The sequence below is a fragment of the Knoellia sinensis KCTC 19936 genome (genome assembly GCF_000768705.1).
Taxonomy (GTDB): domain Bacteria; phylum Actinomycetota; class Actinomycetes; order Actinomycetales; family Dermatophilaceae; genus Knoellia; species Knoellia sinensis.
Map to the genome: position 1 here is coordinate 127,027 of NZ_AVPJ01000006.1, position 26,143 is coordinate 153,169.

General features: G+C 67.3%; 25 protein-coding genes. 14 read left to right on the top strand and 11 right to left on the bottom strand.

Translation table 11 applies throughout. The annotated features are described in order from the left end of the window. Window positions 1–2 precede the first annotated feature (2 nt). Window positions 3–356 (top strand): MmcQ/YjbR family DNA-binding protein, encoded by a 354-nt coding sequence (locus N802_RS09810; protein WP_035915452.1) that lies wholly within the window; start codon window positions 3–5, stop codon window positions 354–356. Here the strand turns inward: N802_RS09810 and N802_RS09815 are convergent. Then, window positions 341–1,087, bottom strand: coding sequence for an alpha/beta hydrolase family protein (locus N802_RS09815; protein WP_035915454.1), 747 nt, complete (start codon window positions 1,085–1,087; stop codon window positions 341–343). The genes N802_RS09810 and N802_RS09815 overlap by 16 nt on opposite strands. A 404-nt stretch (window positions 1,088–1,491) precedes the next feature. Between N802_RS09815 and N802_RS09820 the strand changes: the two genes are divergently transcribed. Then, the gene (locus N802_RS09820) at window positions 1,492–2,526 is read left to right on the top strand and encodes a TerC family protein (RefSeq protein WP_035915793.1); all 1,035 of its coding nucleotides are present in this window, start codon (window positions 1,492–1,494) and stop codon (window positions 2,524–2,526) included. A gap of 29 nt (window positions 2,527–2,555) precedes the next feature. Here N802_RS09820 and N802_RS09825 read toward each other — a convergent pair whose 3' ends face one another. After that, entirely contained in the window at window positions 2,556–3,428 is an 873-nt protein-coding gene (locus tag N802_RS09825; RefSeq protein ID WP_035915795.1) for an EamA family transporter, read from the bottom strand. 76 nt (window positions 3,429–3,504) lie between these two features. Between N802_RS09825 and N802_RS19445 the strand changes: the two genes are divergently transcribed. Then, window positions 3,505–4,308: a GNAT family N-acetyltransferase gene (locus tag N802_RS19445; protein ID WP_052109752.1), complete on the top strand. Its 804-nt coding sequence runs from the start codon at window positions 3,505–3,507 to the stop codon at window positions 4,306–4,308. A gap of 9 nt (window positions 4,309–4,317) precedes the next feature. Here N802_RS19445 and N802_RS09835 read toward each other — a convergent pair whose 3' ends face one another. From N802_RS09835 to N802_RS09845, 3 genes are read right to left on the bottom strand one after another with little or no spacing between them, the layout of a single operon-like run. After that, window positions 4,318–4,989 carry an MBL fold metallo-hydrolase gene (locus N802_RS09835; protein ID WP_035915456.1) on the bottom strand — a complete coding sequence of 224 codons (672 nt, stop codon included), beginning with the start codon at window positions 4,987–4,989 and terminating at the stop codon, window positions 4,318–4,320. 2 nt (window positions 4,990–4,991) lie between these two features. Beyond that, window positions 4,992–5,675, bottom strand: a complete 684-nt coding sequence (locus N802_RS09840) for a maleylpyruvate isomerase family mycothiol-dependent enzyme (protein ID WP_035915459.1) — start codon at window positions 5,673–5,675, stop codon at window positions 4,992–4,994. A 4-nt stretch (window positions 5,676–5,679) separates the two neighbouring features. After that, on the bottom strand, window positions 5,680–6,819 hold the full coding sequence (locus N802_RS09845; RefSeq protein ID WP_035915463.1) for a hypothetical protein: 1,140 nt from the start codon (window positions 6,817–6,819) through the stop codon (window positions 5,680–5,682). 83 nt (window positions 6,820–6,902) lie between these two features. Between N802_RS09845 and uvrA the strand changes: the two genes are divergently transcribed. Beyond that, on the top strand, window positions 6,903–10,070 hold the full coding sequence (gene uvrA / locus N802_RS09850) for an excinuclease ABC subunit UvrA (RefSeq protein ID WP_035915466.1): 3,168 nt from the start codon (window positions 6,903–6,905) through the stop codon (window positions 10,068–10,070). 78 nt (window positions 10,071–10,148) lie between these two features. On the opposite strand, the gene N802_RS09855 is transcribed toward uvrA, so the two are convergent. The 5 genes from N802_RS09855 to N802_RS09875 form a co-directional block, all read right to left on the bottom strand. Then, window positions 10,149–10,853 (bottom strand): ABC transporter ATP-binding protein, encoded by a 705-nt coding sequence (locus N802_RS09855; protein WP_245613907.1) that lies wholly within the window; start codon window positions 10,851–10,853, stop codon window positions 10,149–10,151. A 5-nt stretch (window positions 10,854–10,858) separates the two neighbouring features. Next, window positions 10,859–11,722, bottom strand: a complete 864-nt coding sequence (locus N802_RS09860) for an ABC transporter ATP-binding protein (RefSeq protein ID WP_035915470.1) — start codon at window positions 11,720–11,722, stop codon at window positions 10,859–10,861. Continuing rightward, complete coding sequence (locus N802_RS09865; RefSeq protein WP_035915473.1) at window positions 11,719–13,461, bottom strand: branched-chain amino acid ABC transporter permease; 1,743 nt, start codon at window positions 13,459–13,461, stop codon at window positions 11,719–11,721. The genes N802_RS09860 and N802_RS09865 overlap by 4 nt, the downstream gene beginning before the upstream one ends. Beyond that, on the bottom strand, window positions 13,458–14,381 hold the full coding sequence (locus tag N802_RS09870) for a branched-chain amino acid ABC transporter permease (protein ID WP_035915476.1): 924 nt from the start codon (window positions 14,379–14,381) through the stop codon (window positions 13,458–13,460). Before N802_RS09870 ends, N802_RS09865 begins: the two co-directional genes overlap by 4 nt. A gap of 108 nt (window positions 14,382–14,489) precedes the next feature. Continuing rightward, window positions 14,490–15,704: a branched-chain amino acid ABC transporter substrate-binding protein gene (locus tag N802_RS09875; protein ID WP_035915479.1), complete on the bottom strand. Its 1,215-nt coding sequence runs from the start codon at window positions 15,702–15,704 to the stop codon at window positions 14,490–14,492. Between the two features lie 266 nt (window positions 15,705–15,970). Here N802_RS09875 and N802_RS09880 point away from each other — a divergent pair, with 266 nt between their 5' ends. The 10 genes from N802_RS09880 to N802_RS09925 all read left to right on the top strand — a co-directional run bounded on the left by N802_RS09880 (window position 15,971) and on the right by N802_RS09925 (window position 25,306). Next, on the top strand, window positions 15,971–16,495 hold the full coding sequence (locus N802_RS09880) for a Rieske (2Fe-2S) protein (RefSeq protein WP_035915481.1): 525 nt from the start codon (window positions 15,971–15,973) through the stop codon (window positions 16,493–16,495). Between the two features lie 74 nt (window positions 16,496–16,569). Continuing rightward, on the top strand, window positions 16,570–18,540 hold the full coding sequence (gene uvrC / locus N802_RS09885; RefSeq protein WP_035915485.1) for an excinuclease ABC subunit UvrC: 1,971 nt from the start codon (window positions 16,570–16,572) through the stop codon (window positions 18,538–18,540). Beyond that, window positions 18,533–19,426 carry an RNase adapter RapZ gene (gene rapZ, locus N802_RS09890; protein ID WP_035915489.1) on the top strand — a complete coding sequence of 298 codons (894 nt, stop codon included), beginning with the start codon at window positions 18,533–18,535 and terminating at the stop codon, window positions 19,424–19,426. The genes uvrC and rapZ overlap by 8 nt, the downstream gene beginning before the upstream one ends. Further along, entirely contained in the window at window positions 19,423–20,376 is a 954-nt protein-coding gene (locus N802_RS09895) for a gluconeogenesis factor YvcK family protein (RefSeq protein ID WP_035915492.1), read from the top strand. Before rapZ ends, N802_RS09895 begins: the two co-directional genes overlap by 4 nt. A 23-nt stretch (window positions 20,377–20,399) precedes the next feature. After that, complete coding sequence (gene whiA / locus N802_RS09900) at window positions 20,400–21,380, top strand: DNA-binding protein WhiA (protein WP_035915494.1); 981 nt, start codon at window positions 20,400–20,402, stop codon at window positions 21,378–21,380. Window positions 21,381–21,518: 138 nt separating this feature from the next. Then, window positions 21,519–22,523: a type I glyceraldehyde-3-phosphate dehydrogenase gene (gap, locus tag N802_RS09905; protein ID WP_035915495.1), complete on the top strand. Its 1,005-nt coding sequence runs from the start codon at window positions 21,519–21,521 to the stop codon at window positions 22,521–22,523. A gap of 41 nt (window positions 22,524–22,564) precedes the next feature. Beyond that, window positions 22,565–23,767, top strand: coding sequence for a phosphoglycerate kinase (locus N802_RS09910; protein WP_035915496.1), 1,203 nt, complete (start codon window positions 22,565–22,567; stop codon window positions 23,765–23,767). A gap of 14 nt (window positions 23,768–23,781) precedes the next feature. Beyond that, complete coding sequence (gene tpiA, locus N802_RS09915) at window positions 23,782–24,588, top strand: triose-phosphate isomerase (RefSeq protein ID WP_035915500.1); 807 nt, start codon at window positions 23,782–23,784, stop codon at window positions 24,586–24,588. Between the two features lie 78 nt (window positions 24,589–24,666). Then, window positions 24,667–24,909 carry a preprotein translocase subunit SecG gene (gene secG / locus N802_RS09920; RefSeq protein ID WP_035915505.1) on the top strand — a complete coding sequence of 81 codons (243 nt, stop codon included), beginning with the start codon at window positions 24,667–24,669 and terminating at the stop codon, window positions 24,907–24,909. Between the two features lie 46 nt (window positions 24,910–24,955). Further along, window positions 24,956–25,306 carry an RNA polymerase-binding protein RbpA gene (locus N802_RS09925; protein WP_035915800.1) on the top strand — a complete coding sequence of 117 codons (351 nt, stop codon included), beginning with the start codon at window positions 24,956–24,958 and terminating at the stop codon, window positions 25,304–25,306. Between the two features lie 80 nt (window positions 25,307–25,386). Here N802_RS09925 and pgl read toward each other — a convergent pair whose 3' ends face one another. Continuing rightward, window positions 25,387–26,139, bottom strand: a complete 753-nt coding sequence (gene pgl, locus N802_RS09930) for a 6-phosphogluconolactonase (RefSeq protein WP_035915507.1) — start codon at window positions 26,137–26,139, stop codon at window positions 25,387–25,389. Window positions 26,140–26,143 lie beyond the last annotated feature (4 nt).

Genomic DNA, 26,143 nt, shown 5'->3' on the forward strand with positions numbered 1-26,143 from the left:
CGATGACGCCGGAGGAGGTCGCGGCCTACGCTCTGGCGAAGCCGGGCGCGTGGGCCGACCAGCCCTGGGAAGGGGACCATGTCGCCAAGGTTGGCGACAAGATCTTCGCGTTCCTGGGTGGGTTGGGGTCCGGGGAGTCGGCCGCTGTGGGGGTCAAGCTGGGCACGCGGGCCGAAGCCGACGAGTGGATCGCCGAGTTCCCGGATCATGCCGCGGTCTCGGCCTACATCGGGCGACACGGGTGGAACACGCTCGTCGTCGGTGGAGCGATCCCCGACGACGCGTTGCGCGAGGCGATCGACACGTCCTACGAACTGGTGGTGGCCAAACTCCCGCGGAGTCAGCGGCCTGAGTGAGCAACGGACAGCTCGTCCAGGATCTCCAGCTGCCGGGACCATGCCGGCGACTCCGGATCGATGACGACGAAGTGGCCGCCCTCAACGAGCTCCACCGCAGCGTCGGCCCCTGCGGCTGTTGCACTTGCGATGTAGTCCGCTGACTGGCTGACGGGGACGGTGTCGTCTGCTCGGCCATGGACGCACCGCACGGGCACGTCGAGGGGAAGATGCTGGCGCGGGTCGAATGGTTCGTCCGCACTCGTGGGCGGGTGCCCGAGCAGGCGAACAACGGCGCCTGTGCCCAGATCGTCACGGGCTGCGCTCACGAGGTCGAGGACACCTGCTTGTGACACGGCGCCAGTGACTCGCACGCGCGCATCGTCCCATCCGGCATACCGATGACGACCGGCCGACCACACCGCCAGGTGCCCTCCAGCGGAGTGTCCGAGAGCCAGCACGGTGGACGAGTCGAGGCCGTCAATGGCGGCCAGGGTGTCGAAGGCCGCGTGCACGTCGTCGAACGTCTCCGGCGCGCCACCTCCATTGCCGACACGTCTGTACTCGATGTTCCACGCTGTCCAGCCGTGTTGGGCCAGCGAGGCGGCGAGGGGGCGGCCCAGCCCCAGGTCGTATTCGGCTTTCCAGAAGCCCCCGTGAATGACGACGACCACCCCCTTGCTCGGACCCACGGGGCGCGTCAGTTCGCCGAACTGGCTCGGGTCATCGCCATAGGCAATCCGGAAGGTCACGACCGGAGCGTATGCCGGCAGGCCGCCCAGTGGGTCCCGGGAGCGCGTACGTGTCGGTTCGCCGCTGGCTGGGCCTGGCGGGAGCGCGGAGTGCGTGCAGCGCGCGCAGCGCGGATGGGACTGCGGCGAACCGACACGTACGCGCGACTCAGGATGGCGAGCCGACGGCATACGTCGCTCCGTGGTCAGGATTCATTACACGTGCGAAGCCGTGAGAGAATCCTGACCAGCGGAGGGGAGTATCCCCAGCGCGGTGTCCTCGTCATCACGGCCCATCCCACGGTGTGCCCGGGGAGCCGGTCCGTCCACTGGACGGGAGAGACCTCCGGGCCCTGACCCCAACCCTCGGAAGGTTGTCCGCGTTGCTCACCCTCTCCACCGCGCTGCCTGCGGCGACGGAATCCATGAACATTGCCCCGTGGCAGTGGTTCCTCACCATTGGCGTCGCCGCCGCGATCCTGCTCTTCGATGTCATTGCGATCGCGCGCAATCCGCACCGTCCCTCGACCAAAGAGCTCGTGCTCGCCCTGTCGTTCTACGTCGGCGCGGCAGTGCTGTTCGGCGTGTGGGTCTGGGTCAGCCATGGCAGCACCCTCGCCGGTGAGTTCTATGCAGGCTGGCTGACGGAGTACTCGCTGTCCGTCGACAACCTCTTCATCTTCTTGTTGATCATGGCGAAGTTCGCCGTGCCGGAGAAGTTCCAGCAGACCGCCCTCATGTGGGGCATCATCATCGCGATCGTCCTGCGCGGCATCTTCATCTGGCTCGGCGCGGCGGCCATCAACAACTTCTCGTGGGTCTTCTACATCTTCGGTGCCTTCCTCATCTACACCGCGATCAAGCTCGCGACCGAGGGTGAGAGCGACGACGAGGAGTACGAAGAGAACCGCTTCATGAAGTGGGTCGAGAACACGCTCCCCTCGACCAAGGAGTGGAGCACCAAGATGATCACGAAGGAGAACGGGAAGCGTCTCGTCACGCCGCTCTTCATCGTGGTTCTGGCACTCGGCACCACGGACCTGCTCTTCGCGCTGGACTCGATCCCGGCGATCTACGGGCTCACCAAGGAGCCGTACCTCGTCCTCACCGCGAACCTCTTCGCGCTCATGGGTCTGCGACAGCTCTACTTCCTGCTGGGTGGCCTGCTGCAGAAGCTCGTCTACCTCAGCCTGGGTCTGTCGGTGCTTCTGGCCTTCATCGGTGTCAAGCTCATCCTGCACGCCCTCCACGAGAACGAGCTGCCGTTCATCAACGGTGGCCAGCACGTCAGCGTCCCGGAGATCCCGATCGCGGTGTCACTCGGTGCCATCGTCGTCATCCTCGGCGTCACGACGATCGCCAGCCTCTGGAAGTCGAAGCGTGACGCCAAGTCCGAGTTCGCGCAGGTCGGTGCCGGCCCCGACTCGAGCGACGGCGACGACTTCTACAAGGGCGACTGAGCCACCCGGCATACGCCGCTTGAACGCGTCTAGGACCCCGTCGATTCGGCGGGGTCCTTGCGGGCTCCGAGGCCGAGGACGATGGCGGACGCGAGCACGACGAGGGTCATCCCAACCAACTGGACGCCGCTGAGCGTCTGGCTGAGGATGATCAGCCCGGCAAGCGCCGCGACGGCCGGCTCGAGGCTGAGCAGGATGCCGAACACCTGGGCACTGAGTCGACGGAGAGCCACGAGCTCGAGCGAGTAGGGCAACACCGACGACAGCACGGCGATGCCCAAGCCCTTGGCTAGCGTCTCGCTGGTCCAGTCCGGCACGGAGGCCAGCCCGAAGGGCAACGTCACGATGGTCGCGACGATCATGGCGAGCGCCAGTCCTTCGAGCTTGTCGAATTCCGCTCCGGTCCGCCCGCTGAAGATGATGTATGCCGCCCAGCACGCTCCCGCAGTGGCCGCCAGTCCCAGCCCGGTCCAGTTCAGGTCGGCGAACGGGATGGAGAGTGCCTCGGAGATGAGCAGGACGCCCGCCGCTGCAGCCACGACGGCGAGGAGGTCGACGAGCCTGCGCGACAACGATGCTGCGAGGAGCAACGGGCCGAGGAACTCGACGGTCACGGCGACACCGATGGGCAGGTGGGCGAGTGAACCGTAGAACGTGAAGTTCATGAGGCCGAGGGCGAGGCCGAAGCCGATGACGGTGAGCCAGGCCTTGCGGGAGTGTCCGCGGAACCGCGGGCGTGCGATGGCGACGAGGATGACGGTCGCAAAGAGGAGCCGCATCACCACGGACCCGCCGGCCCCGATCTCGGGCACGAGGGTTGCGGCGAGCGCGCCCCCGAACTGGACCGAGAGGATCCCGGCAAGAACCAGCAGAGGGGCGGGGACGGACTCGAGACGCGACACCACGTCAGGCTAGATCCGCCCGTCGAGTCAAGTGATTCGCGCCACGCGGTGAGACCGCCGGCAGGACACTGGCGTCATGAGCAATATCGCGGTCGACCTGCACGAGGCACGTGAGAACGATCCGTCGACGCAGCGTGCTGTCACAGCCTTCACCAGCGCCATGCGCATCCTGTGGAGCGCCTTCCCCGACGGCGCCTGGCGCGACTCCGCCGATCTCGTCCGCTATGACACCGAGCAGCCCACGCCGAGGTTCAACGGGGTCGTCGTTCTCGGACCTGAGGCGGACGAAGAGTCAGCCTCACAGTGGCTGGACGCGCTGGCTGGACGCGGTTTGCCCTACTGCATCCTCAGCCGCCCATCGGCCCCGGAGTGGGTTGCCGGACTCGCCTCGCGACACCACCTGGATCGGGTGGAGCACGAACCGTTCATGATCCACTCCTCGCCGGCTGAGGTCGTCGTGCCCCAGGGGACCGTGATCTCGCGCGTCGACCCGGAGGACGCGGGGGAGGTGGCCCTGGCGCAGCAGCTGTTCGCGGACGGCTTCGAGGGCCCGGTCGAGGTCCTGGGCTCACTCATGACGGCGGAGGTCCTGCGGCTGCCCGAGATGGAGGCCTATGTCGGACGGGCCGACGGTCAGCCGTGCACCACGGGCTTCGGGACACTGACCGATGGACACGTCGGTGTGTTCAACATCGCCACTCCTCCCGCCTATCGCACGCGCGGCCACGGGCACGCCATCACGGCGGCGGTCATGGCTGCGGGTGCAGCGGCAGGTGCGCACACGGCATACCTGCAGGCATCCGAGATGGGGTACCCGATCTACGAACGGATGGGGTTCCGCGCCGTCGAGCTGTGGCCGAGCTACTACCCCGCCGAGTGAGAGGCGGGGTCACCAGCCTCGAGAACGCCATTCGTCGAGGTGTGGCCGCTCGACCCCCAGCGTCGTGTCACCACCATGCCCCGGATAGACCCACGTGTCGTCGTCGTAGACGTCGAAGACCCGAGACGTGACGTCCGTGATGAGGCTGTCGAAGCTCTGGCCCGGGTTCTTCGTGTTGCCCACGCCTCCGGGGAAGAGGGAATCGCCCGTGAAGAGGTGAGTGTGGCCGCTGGGGTCGCCGTAGGCCAGCGCCACCGAGCCGGGCGTGTGCCCGCGCAGGTGAACGACATCGAGGTCGCATTGCCCGACCCGGATCCGGTCGCCGTGCTGCAGGCGTACGTCTGGCCGGACGGGGAGGGCGTCGGCGTCCTCAGCGCCGGCATGGGTCTGGGGATGGAACGCGTCGACGAGGTCGCTGAGGGCTCGCACGTGGTCCCAGTGCTGGTGTGTCGTGACGATCATGTCGAGGGAGCCGGTGCCTTCGCGGATGAGGGCGCTGAGTCGGGCGGGATCGTCGGCGGCGTCTATGAGGAGCTGTTCGCCGGTCGCGCGGCAGGTCAGCAGGTAGGCGTTGTTGGACATCTCGGACACAGCGACCTTGCGGATGACGAGGCGCGCGAGTTCGCGGGTGTCGGTGGGGCCTCCGGGGGAGACGTTGCCGGCGTAGTCGGAGCCGGCCATGGTCAGAGCCCCGCCGTGAGCTCGGGGATCGCGTCGCCCCGGACACCGGACGAGTCCTGCCTGGCCAACCAGAGGAGTATGCCGGCCCGCGAGCCGGTCACGTCGCGGTCAGCGGTGCCCAGGGGCCAGGCATCTCCCTCGTCGCTGCGGATCGTGACCGACAACGGTGTGGGACCGCCTTGCTGCCGCTTGATCTCGTTCTCGATGAAGAGGAGTTGGAGGTCGGCAGCCAGGTCGTCGAACCCGAATCCTGTGTCGAGGTCGACGTGGTGATAGACCACCTCTCGCAGGCGCATGAAGGTCAGCATGCCTCCCTTGAACGTTGGCCCGCCCGGGGTGCGCTCGAGGACGATGTCCGCGTGGGCGGGCGTGAGCCGACGCAGGTCTTGGGCCAAGGGGACGGAGGTTGCCTCGACCTCATCGACGACGGTCCCGCCCGGCCGGCCCACACCGGCGTTGATGTCCTCGTCACGGCCCTCCGGCGAGGCATACATCGTCTCGCCTGTCCCGTCCACGGCCGATCCGACAAGTCGCGACATCGCCTCGGCGTTCCGCGCGATGTGGTTGAGGACATGGTCGCGGCTCCACCCCTCGCACAGGCTCGGCGCCGAGAGGTCATCGACGGCCCTGGCATCCGCAACGAGGAGGCCGGTCTGTTGATCGATGGCGGCGAGAAGGTCGGTCACGGCCTCAGGCTACGCGTGCTCGCCAGAGCGTGCCTGCTCCCGCGTCGTCCGTGGTGACGACCCACAGTTCATCCCCGTGGGCGACGGCCGACACGGGCATGCCGGTCGGACCCCGGCCCCGCTGCCATGCGTCACCGTCGCGGAACAGGACTGCCGAGGATCGATCCTGGGGGACCACGAGGATCTCGGACCCCGCGGGTCCGACGGGGGCGAGTACGCGCGCGTTCTCGTCGACACGAACAGCCGGTATGCCGGACAGCTCACCTGGCGATTCGCCACCCGCCTGCCACACCGACAGGCGCCCGTCGGTGACTCCTGTGAGGAGGCACTCCGTGTGACAGGTCGCGGCGTGCACCTCCGAAGTCCCGGCGCCGCCCGTCCGCGGGAGGTCCACGCGAGTCCACGGTCCCGTCGGTCCGGGGGAGAGCCAGACGGCCGGGGAGACCGTCACGGCGCCGGGATCGAGGTGGGTGACCGATCCCGTGAGCACTAGTCCCGTGCCGTGGGACGCGATGGCGGTTGCGCTGAGGAGTTCGTCGGCGGTGCTTCCCAAAGGGGTGCCGGTGGAGGGTAGACGCGCCCACCGGTCGCCAGACCGACTCCAGGTGGCGATGTCCTGTCCGGTGGACTCGCTCTGCCAGGCGCCGAGAATGACAGGCGACCCACCGGCATACGCGACGCCCGCAAGGTCACCCGCGCCGTAGCTGCCGAAAACCCCGAACGGCTGTTCCTGCTCCGCGACGCTCGCCCCTGAGCCGGTCCACGTCGACCACCGGTAGTTCCCGTGAGCGCCGCCGCGGGCGCCACCGATCGCGTCGATGCGGTCCTCGTGCGTGGCGATCTGGAACCACCGGGCCTCGTAGGCGTAGGGCGACCCGGGGGAGAGGGGAATCTGCGTGAGCGATTCGGGGTCCGGACCCTTGAGGAGGCGTGGTCGCGTCCGGCCGGCCCCCACTGCCCCGACGATGACGTCCTCAGGCGTGGACGCCAAGGTCACTGCCGACACGCCCTCGGGGAGGGCGACGCGTTCCCAGGTGATGGTGCGTTCGGTCGGCGAGGGCGAGGCGGGGTCGGGGGAGGTGCAGCCACTGATCGCCAAGGCAGACGTGACGACGAGCGCCACCGTGGCTGATCGCAGGATCACGGACTCAAGCCTAGGCGCAGGGTGGCTCTCCGCCCGGCGCCAGCAGGCGGTCGTCGGGGGCCTTGTCGGTGGTCCCACCTAGCATGGTGATCGTGACTTCTGCCGCGACCCCATCGACGACCCGCCGCTCCGGGAGCGCCACCCACGACCATCTGATCGTGCGCGGCGCACGCGAGCACAACCTGAAGGATGTCTCGGTCGAGCTTCCCCGAGATTCCCTCGTGGTCTTCACCGGCCTGTCGGGGTCGGGCAAGTCCTCCTTGGCGTTCGACACGATCTTCGCCGAGGGGCAACGGCGCTACGTCGAGTCGCTGTCGGCCTATGCGCGACAGTTCCTCGGTCAGATGGACAAGCCGGACGTGGACTTCATCGAGGGGCTGTCGCCAGCGGTCTCGATCGACCAGAAGTCGACCAACCGCAACCCTCGCTCGACGGTCGGCACGATCACCGAGGTCTACGACTACCTGCGACTCCTCTTCGCCCGTGCCGGTCGACCGCACTGCCCCGTGTGTGGGGAGCCGATCACCCGCCAGAGCCCGCAACAGATCGTCGATCAGCTCCTCCAACTGCCCGAGCGCACCCGCTTCCAGGTGCTCGCACCCGTCGTCCGCGCTCGCAAGGGCGAGTTCGTCGACCTCTTCTCCGAGCTCCAGTCCAAGGGTTTCGCCCGCGCACGCGTCGACGGGGAAGTGGTGTCCCTGACCGAGCCCCCGAAGCTGGAGAAGCAGGTCAAGCACACGATCGACGTGGTGGTCGACCGCCTCGTCGCCAAGGGCGGCGACGCGTCGTCGAAGCGTCGGCTCACCGACTCGGTCGAGACTGCGCTCGGGCTGGCGGGCGGTGTGGTTCTCATCGAGTTCGTCGACGTCTCGGCTGACGGCGCGGACGGTCCTGACGGGCTTCCGCGCGAGCGCCGCTTCTCGGAACGCATGGCGTGCCCCAACAATCACCCGCTCGCGATGGACGAAGTCGAGCCGCGGTCGTTCTCGTTCAACTCGCCCTTCGGCGCGTGCGCCGTCTGCACCGGCATCGGGACCGAGCTGGAGGTCGACCCCGAGCTGGTCGTGCCCAACGACGACCTCTCCCTCTCCGAGGGGGCCATCGCGCCGTGGGCCTCCGGCAGTGGTGCGTCCGAGTACTTCCAGCGCGTGCTGACGGCCCTTGCCGAGGAGATGAAGTTCGGCGTCGACGTGCCGTGGCGCGCCCTGCCCGATCGGGCGAAGGAAGCGCTGCTCCACGGCCGCAACCACAAGGTCCACGTCAAGTACCGGAACCGTTTCGGGCGGGAGCGGTCCTACACGACGGGGTTCGAGGGTGCCATCGCGTTCGTCAAGCGTCGGCACGCGGAGACCGACTCCGAGTGGAGCCGGGAGCGCTACGAGGGCTACATGCGCGAGGTGCCCTGCCCGGCCTGCCAGGGAAGTCGCCTCAAGCCGGAGTCGCTCGCGGTCCTCATCGGCGGCAAGAGCATCGCCGACGTGTGCGCACTTCCCATCTCCGAGTCGGCAGGGTTCCTCGAGCACGTCGACTTCACCGTTCGTGAAGCGCAGATCGCGGAGCGCGTCATCAAGGAGATCAACGCCCGTCTCGGCTTCCTGCTGGACGTCGGCCTCGACTACCTCAGCCTCGATCGACCTGCCGGGACGTTGTCGGGTGGAGAGGCGCAGCGCATCCGGCTGGCGACCCAGATCGGCTCGGGTCTCGTCGGTGTGCTCTACGTCCTCGACGAGCCGAGCATCGGCCTGCACCAGCGCGACAACCATCGCCTGATCGAGACACTCACGCGGCTGCGCGACCTCGGCAACACGCTCATCGTCGTGGAGCACGACGAGGACACCATCGCCACCGCGGACTGGGTCGTCGACATCGGCCCCGGCGCAGGCGAGCACGGTGGCCAGGTGGTCCACTCGGGCACCGTGGCAGATCTGCTCGCGCACCCCACGTCCGTGACGGGGAAGTACCTCTCGGGACGGGAGGAGATCCCCCTGCCTGCAGTGCGTCGTCCTCAGGAGCCCGACCGTGAAGTGACGGTCGTCGGCGCCCGTGAGCACAACCTCCAGGATGTCTCCGCGAGCTTCCCACTCGGCAACCTCGTGGCGGTCACGGGTGTGTCCGGTTCGGGCAAGTCGACGCTCGTCAACGACATCCTCTACCACGTGCTGGCCAACAAGCTCAATGGTGCTCGGCACGTGCCCGGACGGCACCGGACGGTGACGGGCCTGGAGCATCTCGACAAGGTCGTCCACGTCGACCAGGGGCCGATCGGTCGCACACCGCGCTCGAACCCGGCGACCTACACGGGTGTCTTCGACGCGATCCGCAAACTCTTCGCCACGACGACCGAGGCCAAGATCCGGGGCTACCAGCCGGGGCGGTTCTCGTTCAACGTCAAGGGTGGGCGCTGCGACGCCTGCTCGGGCGACGGCACGATCAAGATCGAGATGAACTTCCTCCCGGACGTCTATGTCCCGTGCGAGGTGTGCCACGGCGCGCGCTACAACCGCGAGACCCTCGAGGTCCACTTCAAGGGCAAGACCATCGCCGACGTCCTCGACATGCCCATCGAGGAGGCGGCCGAGTTCTTCGCGGCGGTGCCGGCCATCGCCCGCCACATGACGACGCTCAACGAGGTCGGACTGGGATATGTGCGGCTCGGGCAGCCCGCGCCGACCTTGTCCGGCGGCGAGGCCCAGCGGGTCAAACTCGCGACCGAGCTCCAGAAGCGGTCGACGGGTCGCACGATCTATGTGCTCGACGAGCCGACCACAGGCCTTCACTTCGAGGACATCCGCAAACTCCTCGGGGTCCTCCAGGGCCTTGTCGACAAGGGCAACACGGTGCTGGTCATCGAGCACAACCTCGACGTGATCAAGAGTGCCGACTACATCGTCGACCTCGGACCCGAGGGCGGCAACAAGGGTGGCACCGTGGTGGCCACAGGGACGCCGGAAGAAGTGGCGGCGAACCCCGACAGTCACACGGGCCGCTTCCTCGCCCCGGTCCTGGCGAAGACATCCCGTTCGGTGACCCGTCCCACGGCCGCAGCCAAGAAGGACGCAGCCAAGAAGGACGCCGTGAAGAAGCCAGCCGTCAAGAAGTCCTCTGCGCAAGGGAGCGCGGCCGGCAAGGCGGCGACGGTGAAGAAGACTGCAGCCGCGCGCACTGCCTCCGCCACCACCGCATCGGCGCGTGCGACGAAATCAGCCGCTACCACCAAGGCTGCCAAGCGATCGACACGCAAGAGCGCCTGACTCCGTCAGAAGACCGGACGTCCCGCCTCCCATGAGGGAGGCGGGACGTCCTTCTTGCTGTGACGCGGGCGCTCGGACTCAGTCCTCGCCGAGGTATGCCTTGCGGACCTCGTCGCTCTCAAGGAGCTCCGGACCGGTGCCCGAGAGCACGATCTTGCCCACCTCGAGGACATAGCCCTTGGTGGCGCGCTTGAGGGCGGCCTGGGCGTTCTGCTCGACGAGGAGGATCGTCGTGCCCTGCTCCTGCAAGGTCGTGACGGTCGACATGACGGTCTTCATCATGAGCGGTGACAGACCCATCGACGGCTCGTCGAGCATGAGCAGCTTGGGCCGGCTCATCATCGCCCGACCCATGGCGAGCATCTGCTGCTCGCCACCGGAGAAGGTGCCGGCTGCCTGCGACTTGCGCTCCCCGAGGATCGGGAAGAGGTCGTAGGCCGCCTGCAAGTCCTTCTTGACGTCACCATCACGCCGGGCGAAGGCCCCGAGCAGGAGGTTCTGCTCGACCGTGAGGCGAGGGAAGATCCGCCGCCCCTCGGGGGAGTGGGCCAGGCCCAGCGACACGATGTCGTGCGCCGCGACGCTGTCGATGCGCTTGCCCTGGAAGCGGATCGAGCCGCTCGCCGGACGAAGCAAACCGGAGATCGTGCGCAGCGTCGTGGTCTTGCCCGCACCGTTCGTGCCGATCAGGGTGACGACTTCGCCCTCATCGACGCTGAAGCTGATGCCCTTGACGGCCTTGATCTGGCCGTAGGCGACGACGAGGTTCTTGACCTCGAGCATGGCGCTCACTGCTGTTCCTCCGTGGACTCGGTGGTGGAGGCGGGTGCTTCCTCATCTTCGTCGTCGCCGCCACCGATGTAGGCCTCGATGACGCGCGGGTCGGACTGGACCTCGTGCGGAGTGCCCTCGACGAGGACCTCGCCGCGAACCAGACAGAGCACCCGGTCGCACAGGTTGAAGATGAACCGCATGTCGTGCTCGATGACGACGACGGCAAGACCACTGTCCCGAATCCGGAAGATCAGGTCACTGGCCTGCTTGGTCTCCTGCGGGTTCATGCCCGCCGTCGGCTCATCGAGGAGGATGAGCTTCGGGTCGGTCGCCAGCGCCCGAGCGATCTCAAGGCGGCGCTGGTCACCGTAGGGCATGTTGCGCGCGAGGCTCTCTGTCGAGTTGCCGAGGCCGACGAACTCGAGGAGTTCCTGGGCGCGAGCCCGGGTGGCCTCCTCCTCCCGCCGGAACTTCGGTCCGCGCAGGATCGAGGTGAGCGCCATCGAACTGGTTCGGCAGTAGCGACCCACCATGACGTTCTCGAGGGCGGTCATGTTGGCGAAGAGCCGGATGTTCTGGAACGTCCGAGCCATGCCAGCGACGACGACTGCACGAGGCTTCGGCGGCAGGACCTCGCCCTGCAGTCGCACTTCACCCTCGGTCGGCTTGTAGAGGCCGGTGAGGCAGTTGAAGAACGTCGTCTTGCCAGCACCGTTGGGCCCGATGAGCCCGACGATTTCGCCGGGGTTGACGTGCATGTCGACGTCCTTGACGGCCGTGAGGCCGCCGAAGCGCATCGTCACGCCACGTGCCTGGAGAACCGGGTTGTCCGGGGTGGACGGGCCGGTGGGCGGGGCGGGGGTGTCGGTGACGGTCATGCCTTGGCCTCCGCTTCCTCGAGGTGGACTTCTTCGATGCGCTGCGCGAGATCCTCGTCGTCATGGTGGAACTCGAGCTTGCGCCGCTGGCTCGCGATGAGGCCTTCGGGACGGAACCGCATCATGAGGACGAGCACGAGCCCGAAGATCATGAGCCGGTAGTCGGCGATGAACCGCAGCTTCTCCGGGAGGAGCTTGAGGATCGTGGCGCCGACGAGAACACCGGCGACCGTTCCCATACCGCCGAGGACCACGGCCGCGAGCAGGAATGCCGACTCGAGGAAGATGTATTGGTCCGGGGTGACAGAGACGTCGTGATGGGCCTTGACGGTCCCCGCCATGCCGGCGAGGAAGGCACCACCGGCGAAGGCGAACAACTTGAGCCCAAAGACGTTGACGCCCATGGCTTCAGCAGCCTTCTCGTCCTCACGGATCGCGACCCATCCACGCCCGATTCGGCTGTTGTTGAGCCGAATGAAGACGAAGATGATGAACGCCGCGATGACGAGCAGCAGGAAGTAGTAGTTCGCGAACCGGCCGAGCGTGATGCCGAAGACCTCGTGCGGTTGGCCGAAGTCGAACGAACCGAACTTCAGGTCGGGAATGGCCGGGATGCCGTTCGGGCCGTTGGTGAGGTCAGGTCCGTTGTTGCCGTCGAGGTTGCCCATGGTGAACCGGAAGATCTCACCGAAGGCCAGCGTGACGATGGCGAGGTAGTCACCCGAGACACGCAGCGTCGGTGATCCGATGATGAGGCCGAGGATCGCCGAGACGAGGGCGCCGATGAGGACGACGACGATGAACGGGGGCTTCCACCCGATGGTGGCGAACGCCGAGTTCGAGAGGATCGCGCCGACGTAGGCACCAGCGCCGAGGAACGCGATGTAGCCGAGGTCGAGCAGGCCCGCGAGACCGACGACGATGTTGAGGCCGAGGGCCGTCGCCGCGAAGATCAGGACCTGCGTCGCGATCGACATGTTCTCGTCCGAGCCACCCTGGGTGAACGGGAAGAGGAACGCCACGGCAAACGCGCCGAACATGAGCACCTGGCGGTTCTTCTGCGACACGACGCCGAGCCAGGTGAACACACCGGCCTTGGTGAGCGCCATGGACAGCATCCCGGCGAACAAGAGGAAGAGGGCGAAGCTCACCGCATCTTCCAGACCCAGGGCATAGGCCGCGCCAAAGAGGACCAGAGCCAAGAGCACGATGATCGTGATGATCTCGAACCACGACGAGGTCTTCGCGAAGAGTGGGTCACGCGTGTTGCGCGACACGAGCATCAGGCTCCCCGCGAGGAGCAGAAGTGCGCCGATGAGGGTGATCCATCCGCCGGGGTTGACGTTGAGGATCGCTCCCGTCTGCCAACCGATGGCGATGATCGTCGCGGCCATGTAGATGACGGCGCCGAGGCCAATCCAGCGGAGAGCCGACGCAGCATCCAGCCAGTCACCGAGGCGGCTGAGCGGCCCGCGATAGGCCAAGAGGAAGATGACGGCCGCGATGCCGAGGGCAACCACGCACAGCTGCAACCCATTGGGGTAGAAGTTCACCGAGAGGTCGCCAAGGACGTCATCGGGGAAGCTCCACGAGAGGAAACTTCCGGCGATCAGCAGGGCGGCTCCGACGAGGGCGAGTGGCCAGGCGGCAGCGCTGCCACGTCCGGGCATGCGCTCCAGCAGTGGCACGGCCTCGTGGTCGTCGTGGTCAGGCGTGAGGTCAGTCGTTGAGGTACTCATGCGCGATCCACCACCCGGGCGCCGAGGAGGCCCTGGGGCCGGAAGACGAGAACGAGGATGAGGAGCACGAAGGCCCACACGTCCTTCCATGCCGATCCACCGAACTGGCCGGGGATGAACTGGGTGGCCATCGATTCCGCGATGCCGAGGGTCAGGCCACCGACGACGGCGCCCTGGATGTTTCCGATGCCCCCGAGGACGGCGGCCGTGAACGCCTTGAGGCCCGCGAGGAAGCCCATTCGGAAGTCGATGTTGGAGTTCAGGAGACCCTGAGCGACACCGGCGATGGCTGCGAGCGCGGCGCCGACGGCGAAGGCGATGACGATGATCCGGTTGACGTTGATGCCCATGAGCTGGGCGGTGTCAGGATCCTGCGACACGGCCTGCATGCCCTGTCCGAGTCGAGTGCGGTTGACGAAGAACCACAGCAGCACGGCCGACACGACCAACGCACCGACCGTGAAGATCGCCGCGCGCTGGATCTGGAGTCCGCCGATCGAAAGGGCCGAACCGGTGACCACCTCGATCTCGGGGAAGGTCAGCTTGCTCTTGGCTCCCGGGTAGAAGAGGCGGACGGCCTCCTGGAGGAACACCGAGATGCCGATGGCGGTGATGAGCGGGGCGAGTCGTGGAGCTCCGCGCAGGGGCCGGTAGGCAATGCGCTCCATCACGACTGCGGTGAGGACGGAGACGAGCACGGCGCCGAGCACCATGATCGGCAGGACCCACAGGCCTGTTTGGCCCTTGAAGAGCACGGTCCACGTGGCCAGCGCGCCGAACGCGCCGATCATGAAGACCTCGCCGTGGGCGAAGTTGATGAGCTGGACGATGCCGTAGACGACGGTGTAGCCGACGGCGATCAGCGCGTACAGCGACCCGAGGGTCAAGCCGTTCACGATCTGTTGCAGGAACTCGGTCATCGTTGAACCGGCACCTCTCTGTTTTGGGGGCTGGCACATTCAAGCAGGGGCGGACACTCGCCCGCCCCTGCTCGAATGAACTACGTCAGCGTTTCGGCTGGTGCCGGGTCAGCTCACGTTCTCGGACTTGACGCTGGCCCACTTGCCGCCCTCGACCTTGTAGCCCGTGATGACCTTGACGAGCGTGTCGCCGAACTCGTCGAAGGAGACCTTGCCGGTCACACCGTCGAAGGAGACCTTGCCCACCGCGTCAACGGTGGCCTGGCGGGCGCTCTTGGCGTCCTCGGCGTCCTTCAGCGAGGTCTTGAGAGCCTCGATGATGGCGTTCGCGGCGTCGTAGGAGTAGCCACCGTAGGCGGCAGCCGGCTCTGCGAACTTCGCGGCCTCGTACTCGGCGAGGAACTTCTTGCCGGCCTCGGTGTTCTCGGTCGGCTCACCGACGGAGGTGGCGAGGTCGTTGTTGGAGGTGGAACCCGCGAGCTCGATGAACTTCGGGTCGTAGATGCCGTCGCCACCCATGAGCGGGACGTTGAGGCCACCAGCCTTCATCTGCTTGGACAGCGGACCGGCCTGCGGGTACTCACCACCGTAGAAGACGGCGCCCGGCTTGGACGGAGCGACCTTGGAGACGACCGGCGCGTAGTTGGACTCGTCCGGGTTGATCGTCTCGGCGGCGACCACCGTGCCACCGGCGGCCTTGTAGGCCTCGGTGAAGTACTGGACCAGGCCCTGGCCGTAGGTCTTCTTGTCGTGGATCGTCGCGACGGTCTTGATGCCCTGCTCGATGAGGAACTTGGCGGCGAAGCCACCCTGCGCGATGTCCGTCGTGCAGGTACGGAAGAACGTCTTGTAGGGACGCGTGTTGCCGTCCGCACCACGGGTCAGGGAGGGACCGGTGTTGGCGGGCGAGATCTGGGTGATGTTGGCGGCAGCGAAGACCGGCTGGGTCTGCTGGCTGACGCTCGAGTTGAGGTTGCCGACCACGCCGACGATCTGGTCGTCTGCGGCGAGCTTGGTCGCGCCGTTCTTGCCGACCTCGGCCTTGCCCTCGTCGTCGACGGCCTCGACCTCGAGGGTCCAACCGGGGATGGCCTTCGAGTCGTTGGCCTGCTTGACGGCGAGCTCGACGGAGTGCTGGATACCCTTGCCAAGTGCGGAAAGGTCTCCCGAGAGCGGGGCGATGACGCCGATCTTGGCGACCTTGGCGTCGCCGCCGGTGTCGCCGGTGCCGCTGGTCTCGTCGCCACGGTCGCCACAGCCGGCGAGAGCGAGTGAAGCCACCAGCAGCGAGGCGCCGACGGTCATGACGGAACGCTGAGCCACGTTTCCTCCTGAAGTTCTTCTCCTGCGGCAGGGTGCCGAGGAACTCGCGACGGGTGTGCGAGCACCGCGAACAATAGCCACGAGGAGGGCACTTTCTGGGCCCGTTGAACGAGATTGTGCAGAGTCGTTACCAAGGCGAGCGTGGACGAGGCCCACGCGCGATGATGCACAAAGTCTTGTGCGATCTGCACAGGCGTGGAACAGGAACCATCGGCATACTGAGCCTCGACCGTACGAACTCCGTGCAGCGTGAAAGGTGAGCACCCATGCCAGGACCAGCGGACACCACCGACGTCACCACCCCACCCGAGCAGGCGGCCACGTGTTGCGGTCGGCGAGATGCGCTGCGGGCGGTGGGCGCCATCGCCGTCTCCGGAGCGGGACTGAGCGCGTGCGGCACTGACGCGGAGTCGGCGGGCGAGGCGGTCCAGAGCGCTGCGTCGAACGCCGCGAGTGGCGCCTCGAGCGCCGCGTCGAGTGCTGCGTCCAGCGCAGCCGGGGCTGCCCAGGACCTTGCCAAGAAGGCGGAGGTGCCCGTCGGTGGCGGCAAGGTCTTCGCCGACGCCAAGGTCGTCGTCACCCAGCCCACCGAGGGGGACTTCAAGGCCTTCTCGGCCGTCTGTACTCATCAGGGTTGCACCGTGACCGGCGTCGAGGGTGGCACGATCAACTGCTCCTGCCACGGCAGCAAGTTCGACATCGCCACCGGCGAGGTGAAGGGCGGACCCGCAACGTCCGCGCTTCCTTCGAAGTCCGTGACCGTGGGGGCCGACGGCATCAGCGTCACGTGAGCACACGGCATACGGGCGATTCTTTCGTTCGTATGCCGTGTGAGCCCGTCGGTGCCGCGTCCTAGGGTTGGAGCGTGGCCCACCCTTCGTCCTACCGTCCGCGACCGGGCGAGATCCCGACCGATCCGGGTGTCTACCGGTTCCGGGACAAGGACGGTCGCGTCATCTATGTCGGCAAGGCCAAGTCGCTGCGGTCCCGCTTGTCGTCCTACTTCCAGGACCTCAGTGCGCTTCACCCGCGCACTGCATCGATGGTCACTTCAGGTGCCAGCGTCGAGTGGACCGTCGTCTCGACAGAGGTCGAGGCGCTGCAGCTGGAGTACTCCTGGATCAAGGAGTTCGACCCGCGCTTCAACGTCAAGTACAGGGACGACAAGTCGTATCCCTATCTTGCGGTGACGATGGGGGAGGAGTTCCCCCGAGCGCAGGTCATGCGCGGCGCCAAGCGCAAGGGCACGAGGTACTTCGGGCCCTACGCCCACGCCTGGGCCATCCGCGAGACCCTCGACCAGGCCATGCGCGTCTTCCCGATGCGCACCTGTTCGGCGGGCGTCTTCAAGCGCGCGAGTCAGGTCGGCCGGCCCTGCCTCCTCGGCTACATCGACAAGTGTTCCGCGCCCTGCGTCGGACGGGTCGATGCCGACGAGCACCGGGCGATCGCCGAGGACTTCTGCGACTTCATGGCTGGCGAGAGCTCGAAGTTCGTCAAGCGACTCGAGCGCAGGATGCGAGAGGCGTCCGACGCCATGGAGTTCGAGCAGGCGGCGCGGCTGCGCGACGACATCGCGGCTCTCCAACGCGTGCTCGAGAAGTCCGCCGTGGTGTTCGGTGACGGCACGGATGCCGACGTCTTCGCGCTGGCCGACGACGAGCTCGAGGTCGCGGTGCAGGTCTTCCATGTGCGAGGGGGCCGCATCCGGGGCCAGCGGGGGTGGGTGGCCGAGAAGGAGTTCGAGACGGTCCCCGAGGTCGTCGGTCACCTGTTGCAGCAGCTCTACGGCGGCGAGGAGGGCGAGGCAGTTCCTCGTGAGGTGCTCGTTCCGGTGCTGCCCGAGGACGCCGACTCCATGGTCGAGTGGCTCTCCGGGCGCCGAGGCAGTCGGGTCGACCTGCGCGTCCCGCAGCGAGGTGACAAGCGCACGCTCATGGACACGGTCGCGCGCAATGCGACCCAGAGCCTGGCCCGGCACAAGGTCGCTCGGGCCGGCGACCTCACTGCGCGCTCCCAGGCTCTGCAGCAGTTGCAGGAGTTCCTCGAGCTCGACGAGTCACCCCTGCGGATCGAGTGCTACGACATCAGCCATGTGCAGGGCACCCAGGTCGTCGGGTCGATGGTGGTCTTCGAGGACGGTCTGCCACGCAAGGGTGAGTACCGACGCTTCATCGTGCGAGGAGCTGAGGAGGCCGATGGTGTCACCGCCACCGTGGACGACACGGCGGCCATGCACGAGGTCCTCACGCGCCGCTTCCGGCGCCATCTGAAGGACCGCGAGGAGCCGCGTGGACTCGACGAGGAGACGGGACGTCCGTCGCGGTTCGCCTACCCGCCGCAACTGGTCGTCGTCGACGGAGGCCTGCCCCAGGTCAATGCCGCGGCGAGGGCGATCTCGGACCTCGGCATCGTCGATGTCGCCGTGGTGGGACTGGCCAAACGTCTCGAGGAGGTCTGGGTTCCGGGGCAGGACTTCCCCGTCGTGCTCCCGCGAACCAGCGAAGGCCTCTACTTGCTGCAGCGACTCCGCGACGAGGCGCACCGGTTCGCCATCACGTTCCACCGCCAACGCCGGAGCAAGGCGATGACGAACTCCGCGCTCGACGGCATACCGGGTCTGGGCGACGTCAAACGCAAGGCGCTCCTGCGTCATTTCGGTTCCGTGAAGAGCATCCGCGCCGCCACGCTCGACGAACTCGGCGAGGTCAAGGGCATCGGTCCTAGGCTGGCCATGACGATCCAGCGTGAACTCACCGGGGCCAGCGAGGAACCAGCGGTCAACCTCACGACCGGCGAGATCATCGACGACGCACCGAGAGGGAGCCATGCCTGAGCCAGCAACGCCCGAGACGTCCGGGGCTGACTTCGTGATCGTCACCGGGATGAGCGGGGCCGGCCGTTCGACCACCGCGAACGTCATGGAGGACCAGGGCTGGTACGTCGTCGACAACCTGCCTCCGCAGCTTCTCGTCGCCATGGCCGAGCTGGGGAACCAGACCCGCGAGGCCGGCCACGAGATCAAGATCGCTGCGGTTGTGGACGTGCGCAGCAAGCACTTCTTCCCCGAGTTCGAAGGTGCCGTCCAGCACCTCAAGTCAACGGGGTGGACACCGCAGCTCGTCTTCCTCGATGCCACGGACGAGGCCTTGGTGCGCCGCTTCGAGTCGGTGCGGCGGCCCCACCCCCTGCAGGGGGACGGGCGACTCCTCGATGGGATCCAGAGCGAGCGCGAGGTCCTGCGCGACCTGAGGTCGCGTGCCCAGATCGTCATCGACACCTCCGGACTCAACGTCCACCAACTGGCCCGCAAGATCGCGCCGTTGTTCGGTGCCCAGTCTGGGCCGTCCTTGCGCCTCGCCCTGCTGTCGTTCGGCTTCAAGTACGGCGTGCCGCTCGACGCAGACTTCGTGTTCGACATGCGGTTCCTGCCGAATCCGTTCTGGGTGCCGGAGCTTCGGGCGCTCGATGGCCGCGACGCCTCTGTCTCGGCTCACGTCCTGAGTCAGGACGGAGCGGCCGCGTTCCTCGACCGAGTGGTGGCGCTCATGGAGCCGGTCACCCAGGGCTACCACTCCGAGGGCCGGCGCTACGTCACCTTGGCCATCGGCTGCACCGGCGGCAAGCACCGCTCCGTGGCGATGGCCGAGGCGCTCTCACAGCGGCTCAGCTCCGACAGCATCGAGACCTTCCTCGTGCACCGCGATCTGGGGCGCGAGTGAGCGGGCCGGTCATTGCTGCGCTCGGCGGCGGTCACGGGTTGGCGGCATCGCTCGCAGCCCTGAGGTTCGTCACCGACGAGATCACTGCCATCGTCACGGTGGCGGACAACGGCGGCTCGTCCGGCCGACTCCGGGGTGAGTTCGGGGTGTTGCCGCCGGGTGACCTGCGGATGGCGCTGTCGGCCCTGTGCGAGGAGACCGAGTGGGGGCACACCTGGCGCGACGTCCTGCAGCACCGCTTCGAAGGGACGGGTCCGCTCGGCGGACATGCGCTCGGAAACCTGCTCATCGTTGCGCTGTGGGAGCTCCATGACGACCCGGTGGCGGGACTGGAACTCGTCGGCCGGCTCCTCAACGCGCGGGGACGCGTCCTCCCCATGGCCTCGGTACCCCTCGACATCGAGGCCGACGTGGTCGGCGCCGACCCCGATGCGCCCGACACCGTCTCGCTCGTGCGTGGACAGGCGCAGGTCGCCACCACCCGTGGCCGGGTCCGAGATCTGCGGCTCGTGCCCGCGAGGCCACCGGCCTACCCCGAGTCCGTCGCCGCCATCCGCGCGGCCGACTGGGTCGTCCTCGGTCCGGGTTCCTGGTTCACCTCGGTGATGCCTCACCTGCTTGTCCCGGAGTTGGCCGAGGCGCTGGCCGTGACCCGGGCGCGACGCCTCCTCGTCCTCAACCTCGAAATGGTGACCAAGGAGACCGCAGGCTTCAGCGCAACCCACTACCTCGAGTCGTTTGCTGCCTACGCACCGGACATTCGACTCGACGCCGTGCTCGCGGATCCGACGGTCGTGGATGACGAGGCTGCTCTCTCGCAGGCGGCCCGTGTCCTCGGTGCTGAGCTGCACGTCCATCGAGTGGGCATGTCGACGTCGCCGACGCAGCACGACCGGCTCCGTCTCGCGGCCGCACTCCAGGACGTCCTCGGCTCTAGACGCCGACCCTGAGGGCGCGTGGCAGGATGACCGGCATGGCTATGACGGCGAAGGTGAAGGACGAGCTCAGCCGTCACGAGGTGACCAAGCCCTGCTGCCGCAAGGCGGAGGTCGCAGCCACCCTGAGGTTCGCGGGTGGTCTGCACATCATCGGCGGACGCATCGTTGTTGAGGCTGAGCTCGACACGGCCAACGCGGCTCGAAGGCTGCGGCGCGAGATCCATGAGCTCTACGGCCAGACGCCCGAGGTGCTCGTCCTGGCTGCCGGGGGCCTGCGCAAGGGGAGTCGCTACGTCGTTCGGGTCGTGCAGGACGGCGAGGCCCTCGCGCGGCAGACCGGCCTGATCGACGGGCGCGGGCGGCCCGTGCGCGGTCTGCCTCCCAAGGTGGTGTCGGGCTCGGTCTGTGACGCGGAGGCGGCCTGGCGAGGCGCCTTCCTGGCGCATGGTTCGCTGACGGAGCCCGGTCGATCCTCGGCTCTGGAAGTGACCTGTCCGGGTCCTGAGGCCGCACTGGCTCTCGTGGGTGCCGCCCGTCGTCTGGGGATCCAGGCCAAGGCTCGCGAGGTGCGCGGCATCGATCGGGTCGTGATCCGCGATGGCGACGCCATCGGCGCGATGCTCACCCGCCTGGGTGCTCACGACGCGGTCCTCGCGTGGGAGGAGCGCCGGATGCGGCGGGAGGTTCGCGCCACTGCGAACCGTCTCGCCAACTTCGACGATGCCAACCTGCGCCGGTCGGCCCGTGCCGCTGTGGCCGCCGGCTCGCGGGTCGGGCGCGCACTGGAGATCCTCGGGGATGACATTCCCGACCACCTTCGCGAGGCCGGCCAGCTGAGGCTGGAGCACAAGCAGGCCTCCCTCGAGGAGCTGGGACAGCTCGCCCAGCCCGCCATGACCAAGGACGCGGTCGCCGGACGCATCAGACGGCTCCTCGCCATGGCCGACAAGCGAGCAGAGGACCTCGGCATCCCGGGCACCGATGCCAACCTCACGCCCGACATGCTCGACAGCTGACGCCAGGCTCGGGAGAGGTGCCGTGCCCGTACTTCGGACCGCCGGAAGGGTGACTGGGGTCACAGCATTAGGGTTGGGGTACGTCCCCGGTGCAGTGGCAGGCCCGCGCACCGATCCCTCTCGGAAGGCAGACTGCTCGTGACTGTCCGCGTAGGTATCAATGGCTTTGGTCGCATCGGCCGCAACTTCTACCGCGCCGTGATCGCATCCGGCGCCGACATCGAGATCGTCGCCGTCAACGACCTCACCGACAACGCCACGCTGGCCCACCTCCTCAAGTACGACTCGATCCTCGGGCGATTCGACGGTGACGTCACGTCAACGGACACCGACATCACGGCGAACGGCAAGACGTTCAAGGCGTTCGCCGAGCGTGACCCGGCGAACCTGCCGTGGGGTGAGGTCGGCGCCGACATCGTCGTCGAATCGACGGGCATCTTCACCGACGCCGAGCAGGCCAAGGTCCACATTGCCCAGGGCGCCAAGAAGGTCATCATCTCGGCGCCGGCCAAGAACGAGGACGTCACCATCGTCATGGGCGTCAACGACGGCGACTACGACCCGGCCACGCACAACATCATCTCCAACGCCTCGTGCACGACGAACTGCCTCGGCCCGATGGCCAAGGTCATGGATGACGAGTTCGGCATCGTCAAGGGCCTCATGACGACGATCCATGCCTACACCCAGGACCAGAACCTTCAGGACGCCCCGCACAAAGACCTCCGCCGAGCGCGCGCCGCGGCGCTGAGCATCGTGCCGACGTCCACGGGGGCGGCGAAGGCGATCGGTCTGGTCCTGCCCCAGCTCAAGGGCAAACTCGACGGCTACGCGCTCCGCGTTCCGACCCCGACCGGTTCCGCCACCGACCTCACGTTCGAGGCGGGTCGTGAGACGACGGTCGAGGAGGTCAACGCCGCGATCAAGAAGGCCGCGGACGGTCCGCTCAAGGGCATCCTCGTCTACACCGAGGACCAGATCGTGTCCAAGGACATCGAGACCGACCCGGCCTCGTGCATCTTCGATTCGGGCCTGACCAAGGTCATCGGCAACCAGGTCAAGGTCGTGGGTTGGTACGACAACGAGTGGGGCTACTCCAACCGCCTCGCCGACCTCGTGTCGCTCGTCGGTTCCTCCCTCTGACCCCAGCACAGGCCACTTTCACCCCTACGGAGTCTTCTGACATGCAAGCGATCGCCGATCTTGGCGACCTGCGAGGCAAGCGCGTCCTCGTCCGGTCCGATCTGAACGTCCCGCTCGATGGAGCGACGATCACGGATGACGGGCGTATTCGCGCATCCGTCCCGACCATCAAGGCACTCTCCGAGGCAGGCGCACGCGTCATCGTGTGCGCCCACCTGGGACGGCCCAAGGGGTCGCCCGAGGACAAGTACTCACTGGCACCGGTGGCGACGCGCCTCGGTGAACTGCTCGGGCGGGAGGTCGCCTTCGCGACCGACACCGTGGGGGAGAGCGCCAAGGCGGCTGTCGAGGCAGCCGGCGAGGGTGACGTCGTCCTTCTCGAGAACCTCCGGTTCAACCCGGGTGAGACCGCGAAGTCGGCTGACGACCGCGCCGAGTTCGCGGGCCAGCTCGCCGGACTCGCCGATGCGTTCGTGTCCGACGGTTTCGGTGTCGTCCATCGCGAGCAGGCGTCGGTCTTCGACGTTGCCCGTCTCCTGCCATCGGCCGTGGGCGGTCTGGTCGAGGCGGAGGTCGGCGTGCTCCGTCGCCTGACGACCGATCCCGAACGCCCGTATGCCGTGGTGCTGGGCGGTGCGAAGGTCTCCGACAAGCTCGCAGTCATCGACAACCTCATCCAGACCGCTGACCGCCTGCTCATCGGCGGCGGCATGGTGTTCACGTTCCTGAAGGCGCAGGGACACGAGGTCGGCAAGAGCCTCCTGGAAGAGGATCAGGTCGACACGGTCAAGGGCTACCTCGAGCAGGCGAAGGACCGCGGCGTCGAGATCGTCCTGCCCGTCGACGTCATCGCGGCCACCGAGTTCTCGGCCGAGGCCGAGCACGACGTCGTGACCATCGACGCCATCCCGGCAGATCGCATGGGGCTCGACATCGGTCCGAAGTCCTCGGAGCTGTTCGCCGACAAACTGGCAGACTGCCGGACGGTCTTCTGGAACGGCCCGATGGGTGCGTTCGAGATGGAGCCCTACGCCGGCGGCACCGCGGCGCTCGCCAAGGCGCTCGTGGACATCACGGCACAGGGCGCCCTCACGGTCGTCGGAGGTGGTGACTCGGCTGCAGCGGTCCGGCAGCTGGGTTTCGCGGACGACCAGTTCGGCCACATCTCCACCGGTGGCGGTGCCAGCCTCGAGTACCTCGAGGGCAAGGACCTGCCCGGCCTCACCGTGCTCGACGAATCCTGAAAGGCGCACACACCTTGGCGACGAAGTCACCCCAGCGCGTCCCGCTCCTCGCGGGCAACTGGAAGATGAACCTTGACCATCTGCAGGCCACGCACCTGGTCCAGAAGCTCGACTGGACGCTGCGCGACGCCAAGCATGACCATGGCGCCGTGGAGGTCGCGGTCCTGCCGCCCTTCACGGACCTCCGCAGTGTCCAGACGCTGGTCGACGGTGACCGGCTCGCGATCAAGTACGGCGGACAGGACATCTCACAGCACAAGAGCGGGGCCTACACCGGCGAGATCAGTGGGGCCTTCCTCGCAAAACTGGGCTGCACGTACGTCGTCGTGGGTCACAGCGAGAGGCGTGAGTACCACGGTGAGACCGACGCGACGGTGAAGGCCAAGGTCGCCGCGGCATACGAGCACGGTCTGACACCGATCTTCTGCGTCGGCGAGGGCCTCGAGATCCGGCAGGCCGGCACTCACGTCGAGCACGTGTTGGCCCAGGTGCGTGCCGGCCTCGAAGGACTGTCGGCCGACAAGGCCGCGACCCTCGTCATCGCGTACGAGCCGGTGTGGGCCATCGGCACCGGTGAGGTTGCCACCCCCCAGGACGCCCAGGAAGTCTGCGGTGCGATCCGCACCGCCCTCGCCGAGCTCTATTCGGGTGACCTCGCGGATGGAGTGCGCATCCTGTACGGCGGGTCGGTGAAGTCAGGAAACGTGGCGGCGATCATGGAACAGGACGACGTCGACGGAGCCCTCGTCGGGGGTGCCTCGATCGACCCCGCCGAGTTCGCAGCCATCTGCCGCTTCCGCGACCACATCAAGACTGCCTGACACGGCAGGTATCCTGTAGCCGCGGCGCCCCACAGGGCTGGTCGCATTCGACACACGACGTACTACCGAAGGAGCACCGTGGACGCGGTACGCATCGGCCTCCAGGTCCTCCTGGTTCTGGGTGGGCTCTTCCTCACCCTTCTCATCCTGCTTCACAAGGGCAAGGGTGGCGGACTCTCGGACATGTTCGGTGGCGGTATGTCCACGTCTCTGGGTGGTTCGTCCGTGGCTGAGCGCAACCTCGACCGCATCACGATCGCCATCGCTTTGGTGTGGTTCACCTGTGTCGTGGCGCTCGGCGTTCTCGATCGCTTTTCCTGACCGGAGCTCTTGGCCGGGTCCGACCTGAAAGAAGAGGCTGATGTCGATGTCTGGTGGGAACGCGATTCGGGGCAGCCGCGTGGGCGCGGGTCCGATGGGCGAGGCCGAGCGGGGTGACGCTGCCCCGCGCGTGCACGTGTCCTTCTGGTGCTCCAACGGGCACGAGACACGCCCCAGTTTCGCTCAGGAGCAGGATCTCGAGATCCCCGACACGTGGGACTGCCCGCGCTGCGGATTCCCCGCTGGTCAGGACAAGGACAACCCTCCGGCGCCGAGCAAGGTCGAGCCCTACAAGACCCATCTGGCGTATGTGAAGGAGCGCCGGTCCGACAAGGACGGCGAGGCCATCCTCGACGAGGCTCTGGGTTCACTGCGCGATCGCGGCCTGATCCAGTAACGAACCGACCTTGTGCCCGGTTGGGACAGCGAGCGCCAGCGAACTGTCCCAACCGGGCACAAGGTCGAGATTCAGTCAGGTCAGAGTGCCTGCGCCGCGTCCTGGTCGATGAGCCACAGGGTCCTCTCCCGGCCCTTGACCTGGGCGGCCGAGTTCAGCTCTGGTGGCGCACCGTGGATGCCCCGAGCGACGGCCTCGGCCTTGTCCGCTCCCGCCACGATGAACCACACCTCGCGCGCATGGCCCAAGGCGCCGAACGTCAGGCTGACCCGGTCTGGAGGTGGCTTGGGGGAGTCGTGCACCGCGACGGCGAGGGCGTCCGAGGTCTGCTGCGCGGGGTGCCCCGGGAAGAGTGAGGCGATGTGGCCGTCAGGTCCGACGCCCAGGATCATGACGTCGAAGGCATCGGTGTCGCTGGCACGCACGTCGTCGCCGTAGGCTTCCGCACTCGCTTCGGCGCTCTCGGACGCGTCCGGACCAGCCACGCGGTGCACTCGGGCGGGGTCGAGCGGGAGAGTCGCCAGACCGGCAGCGTCGTTCTGGACGTCGTTGCGATCCGGGTCGCCCGCAGGCAGGTAGCGCTCATCGCCCCACCACAACTCCACCCGTGACCAGTCGACGGCAGTTCGGGCTGGAAGTGCTGCGACAGAGGCCCACAGGTCGGAGCCCAGGGACCCCCCGGTCAGGGAGAGGTGAACGATGTCGCGCTGTGCTTGGACGTCAGCGATGGCTGTCACGAGCCGGGCCGCGATGGCGTCGCTGAGCTCCTGCTTGCCCGGGTGGACCACGACATCGACCTCGTGGACCTGGCTGAGGTCGTTGGCTCCGGTCATGTTT

Excerpts from the sequence above, each read along its gene's own strand:
- N802_RS09810 (WP_035915452.1), top strand. The coding sequence starts at position 3 with ATGACGCCGGAGGAGGTCGCGGCCTACGCTCTGGCGAAGCCGGGCGCG.
- N802_RS09820 (WP_035915793.1), top strand. The coding sequence starts at position 1,492 with ATGAACATTGCCCCGTGGCAGTGGTTCCTCACCATTGGCGTCGCCGCC.
- N802_RS19445 (WP_052109752.1), top strand. The coding sequence starts at position 3,505 with ATGAGCAATATCGCGGTCGACCTGCACGAGGCACGTGAGAACGATCCG.
- N802_RS09835 (WP_035915456.1), bottom strand. The coding sequence starts at position 4,989 with ATGGCCGGCTCCGACTACGCCGGCAACGTCTCCCCCGGAGGCCCCACC.
- uvrA (WP_035915466.1), top strand. The coding sequence starts at position 6,903 with ATGGTGATCGTGACTTCTGCCGCGACCCCATCGACGACCCGCCGCTCC.
- N802_RS09855 (WP_245613907.1), bottom strand. The coding sequence starts at position 10,853 with ATGCTCGAGGTCAAGAACCTCGTCGTCGCCTACGGCCAGATCAAGGCC.
- N802_RS09860 (WP_035915470.1), bottom strand. The coding sequence starts at position 11,722 with ATGACCGTCACCGACACCCCCGCCCCGCCCACCGGCCCGTCCACCCCG.
- N802_RS09865 (WP_035915473.1), bottom strand. The coding sequence starts at position 13,461 with ATGAGTACCTCAACGACTGACCTCACGCCTGACCACGACGACCACGAG.
- N802_RS09870 (WP_035915476.1), bottom strand. The coding sequence starts at position 14,381 with ATGACCGAGTTCCTGCAACAGATCGTGAACGGCTTGACCCTCGGGTCG.
- N802_RS09880 (WP_035915481.1), top strand. The coding sequence starts at position 15,971 with ATGCCAGGACCAGCGGACACCACCGACGTCACCACCCCACCCGAGCAG.
- rapZ (WP_035915489.1), top strand. The coding sequence starts at position 18,533 with ATGCCTGAGCCAGCAACGCCCGAGACGTCCGGGGCTGACTTCGTGATC.
- whiA (WP_035915494.1), top strand. The coding sequence starts at position 20,400 with ATGGCTATGACGGCGAAGGTGAAGGACGAGCTCAGCCGTCACGAGGTG.
- N802_RS09910 (WP_035915496.1), top strand. The coding sequence starts at position 22,565 with ATGCAAGCGATCGCCGATCTTGGCGACCTGCGAGGCAAGCGCGTCCTC.
- N802_RS09925 (WP_035915800.1), top strand. The coding sequence starts at position 24,956 with ATGTCTGGTGGGAACGCGATTCGGGGCAGCCGCGTGGGCGCGGGTCCG.
- pgl (WP_035915507.1), bottom strand. The coding sequence starts at position 26,139 with ATGACCGGAGCCAACGACCTCAGCCAGGTCCACGAGGTCGATGTCGTG.